General features: G+C 66.1%; 1 protein-coding gene and 2 pseudogenes. 2 read left to right on the top strand and 1 reads right to left on the bottom strand.

Annotated elements, in window-relative coordinates:
• Positions 1-292 precede the first annotated feature (292 nt).
• Positions 293-469, bottom strand: coding sequence for a hypothetical protein (locus H8A95_RS41910; protein ID WP_229188294.1), 177 nt, complete (start codon positions 467-469; stop codon positions 293-295).
• A 290-nt stretch (positions 470-759) separates the two neighbouring features.
• On the opposite strand from H8A95_RS41910, the pseudogene topA reads away from it, so the two are divergent.
• Together topA and H8A95_RS41900 are read left to right on the top strand one after the other, a co-directional pair.
• Positions 760-3,526, top strand: a pseudogene (gene topA / locus H8A95_RS41905) (type I DNA topoisomerase).
• Positions 3,527-3,923: pseudogene (locus H8A95_RS41900) on the top strand (ribonuclease R); the annotation flags it as partial.

Genomic DNA, 3,923 nt, shown 5'->3' with positions numbered 1-3,923 from the left:
CGCACCTGGGGGCTCGCGAAGCGAGAACCCGGAATCCATTCCACCACCTGTTTTGCGGCTCAATGGATTCCGGGCTCAGCCCTTCGGGCTGCCCTCAGGTGCGCAATTGCGCACCGTGGAATGACGATGGGATTGCGTGCAGATGATAGCGGCGACGAATGCTGCCAATTCGACGCGACGCTTTCGCAGGGACGACAATCAGGATGGAGGCCGCGCCACACATTCGCCGTCGTCCCTGCTTTCGAAAGCAGGGACGACGTGGGAAACGAGTCGTGCCCGGCGACCCAAGTCTTCACGACAGCTTCCGCCGGTTGCGCGCGCGCAACCGTTCGTCGGCTTCCAGCCGGGCCATCGCGAGCAGATGGTCGAGTACCCTAAATTTGTGGCGCTGGGCGAGTTTGGCGAGTTCGGTCGCGGCCGCTGCGATCAGGACCAGGGCGTCATCCGGGCCGCTCCCCACCTGCCTCATCGCCCACCGGCCGTCGCCGGTCGGACGGCTTGCGCTTCCGGCCGCCCCCTGTACTGCTCAAAAGGCCTAATCCGATTCCCACCCTATATATGAAGAGATACGCCGTTTCCGGCCGCAACTCTAGGACGTATTTTTCAACCCTTGGGATAGAAACTCCACAGCTTGGGCCCTCTCTTCAATATCTGGCGATTTGACACCGACCGCCCCAGCACCCATGTTCGCCCCGACACGGCGGGTCGCGAGTCTAGCGGAACCCGCCTTCAGGTTTTCCCGTAAGCTATTGGAATGACATGAATATCGTCATTGTGGAGTCGCCGGCCAAGGCCAAGACGATCAACAAATATCTGGGGTCCTCGTACGAGGTCCTGGCGTCGTTCGGCCATGTTCGCGACCTCCCGGCCAAGAACGGTTCCGTCGATCCGGACGCCAATTTCCAGATGATCTGGGAAGTCGATGCCAAGGCCGCGAGCCGGCTGAACGACATCGCCAAGGCGCTCAAGGGTGCCGACCGCCTGATTCTCGCAACCGACCCTGATCGCGAGGGCGAAGCGATCTCCTGGCACGTGCTGGAGGTGATGAAGGAGAAGCGCGCGCTGAAGGACCAGAAGGTCGAGCGCGTGGTGTTCAACGCCATCACCAAGCAGGCCGTCACCGACGCCATGAGGGCGCCGCGCCAGATCGACGGCGCGCTGGTCGACGCCTATATGGCGCGCCGCGCGCTGGATTATCTGGTCGGCTTCACCCTCTCGCCGGTGCTGTGGCGCAAGCTGCCCGGCGCCCGCTCCGCCGGCCGCGTGCAGTCGGTCGCGCTGCGGCTGGTCTGCGACCGCGAGCTCGAGATCGAGAAGTTCGTGCCGCGGGAGTACTGGTCGCTGGTCGCGACGCTGCTGACGCCGCGCGGCGACGCCTTCGAAGCGCGGCTGGTCGGCGCCGACGGCAAGAAGATCGCGCGGCTCGACATCGGCTCCGGTGCGGAAGCCGAGGATTTCAAGAAGGCGATCGAGGCCGCCCTCTTCAAGGTTGCGACCGTCGAGGCCAAGCCGGCCCGGCGCAATCCGCAGGCGCCCTTCACCACCTCGACCTTGCAGCAGGAAGCGAGCCGCAAGCTGGGCTTTGCGCCGGCACACACCATGCGCATCGCGCAGCGGCTCTACGAGGGCATCGACATCGGCGGCGAGACCACCGGTCTGATCACCTATATGCGGACCGACGGCGTGCAGATCGATCCGTCGGCGATCACGCAGGCACGCAAGGTGATCGGCGAGGATTACGGCAACGCCTATGTGCCGGACGCACCGCGCCAGTACCAGGCCAAGGCCAAGAACGCGCAGGAAGCCCACGAAGCGATCCGCCCGACCGATCTGTCGCGCCGTCCGGCCACCATCGGCCGCAGGCTCGATGCCGATCAGGCGCGGCTCTACGAGCTGATCTGGAAGCGCACCATTGCGAGCCAGATGGAGTCGGCCGAGCTCGAACGCACCACCGTCGACATCGAGGCCAAGGCCGGCGCCCGCGTGCTGGAGCTGCGCGCCTCCGGCCAGGTCATCAAGTTCGACGGCTTCCTCGCGCTCTACCAGGAAAGCCGCGACGACGAGGAGGACGAGGATTCGCGCCGCCTGCCTGCGATGAGCCAGGGCGAGGCCGTGAAGCGCCAGAGCCTTGCCGTCAACCAGCATTTCACCGAGCCGCCGCCGCGCTTCTCGGAAGCTTCGCTGGTGAAACGGATGGAAGAGCTCGGCATCGGCCGTCCCTCGACCTACGCCTCGATCCTGCAGGTCTTGAAGGACCGCGGCTACGTCAAGCTGGAGAAGAAGCGGCTGCACGGCGAGGACAAGGGCCGCGTCGTGGTCGCGTTCCTGGAAAACTTCTTCTCGCGCTACGTCGAATACGACTTCACCGCCGATCTCGAGGAACAGCTCGATCGCGTCTCCAACAACGAGATCTCCTGGCAGCAGGTGCTGAAGGATTTCTGGAGCGGCTTCACCGGTGCGGTGAACGACATCAAGGACCTGCGCGTCTCCGAGGTGCTCGATGTGCTCGACGAGATGCTGGGCCCGCATATCTATCCGCCGCGCGCGGATGGCGGCGATCCCAGGCAGTGCCCGACCTGCGGCACCGGCAAGCTCAATCTGAAGGCCGGCAAGTTCGGCGCCTTCGTCGGCTGCTCGAACTATCCGGAATGCCGCTACACAAGGCCGCTCGCGGCTGACAGCGCTGAAAGCGCCGACCGCGTTCTCGGCACCGATCCCGACACCGGGTTCGACGTCACCGTGAAGGCCGGCCGCTTCGGCCCCTATATCCAGCTCGGCGAGCAGAAGGATTACGCCGAAGGCGAGAAGCCGAAGCGCGCGGGCATTCCCAAGGGCACCTCGCCCGCCGATGTCGATCTCGAACTGGCGCTGAAGCTGTTGTCGCTGCCGCGCGAGATCGGCAAGCACCCGGAGACGGGAGAACCGATCGTCGCCGGCCTCGGCCGGTTCGGGCCGTTCGTGAAGCACGAGAAGACCTATGCCAGCCTTGAGGCCGGCGACGAGGTCTTCGACATCGGGCTGAACCGCGCCGTCACGCTGATCGCGGAGAAGATCGCGAAGGGTCCGAGCGGCCGCCGCTTCGGCGCCGATCCCGGCAAGCCGCTCGGCGATCACCCGACGCTCGGCGCGGTCGCGCTGAAGAACGGCCGCTACGGCGCCTATGTCGCGGCCGGTGGCGTCAACGCGACGATCCCGAGCGACCGCACCCCCCGACGAGGTTACGCTCGCGGAAGCGATCGCGCTGATCGACGAGCGCGCGGCCAAGGGCGGCGGCAAGAAGGCCAAGAAGGCGAAGGCGGAGAAGCCTGCCAAGGCCGCGAAAGCCAAGGCCGAGAAGACCGAGGCCGACGCCGAGGCCAAGCCGGCCAAGAAGGCTGCGTCCAAGAAGGCCGCGGCGAAGCCGAAATCGGATGCGACCAGCAAGGCGCGCGCGCCGGTCGCCTCTGGCGCCAAGACCACTGCGGCAAAGTCGCCGGCACCAGGGAAAGCGCCCGCGAAGAAAAGCGCCGGCAAGGCACGAGGGTAAGTGAAACGAAAACCCGACCATGGCTTTCCGGGCCGGGACGCCATCGTCGCCTTCATCCGCGCCAATCCTGGCAAGGTCGGCACCCGCGAGATCGCGCGCGAGTTCGGCCTGAAGAACGCCGACCGTGTCGAGCTGAAGCGGATTCTCCGCGAGCTCGCCGACGACGGCACAATTGCAAAACGCGGCCGCAAGATCCACGAGCCGGCGGCGCTGCCGCCGACCGTGCTCGCCGACATCACCGGCCGCGACAGCGACGGCGAGCTGATCGCAATGCCCGCCGAGTGGGACACCGAAGAGAACGGCACCGCTCCCAAAATCCGCATCGAGACGCCGCGCCGGCCGAAGCCCGGCACCACGGCCGGCGTCGGCGACCGCGCACTGCTGCGCGTGGAAGTAA

Origin of the sequence: Bradyrhizobium oropedii, from assembly GCF_020889685.1 — a bacterium.
Lineage (GTDB): Bacteria > Pseudomonadota > Alphaproteobacteria > Rhizobiales > Xanthobacteraceae > Bradyrhizobium > Bradyrhizobium oropedii.
This window is presented reverse-complemented; position numbering and strand designations above follow the sequence as displayed.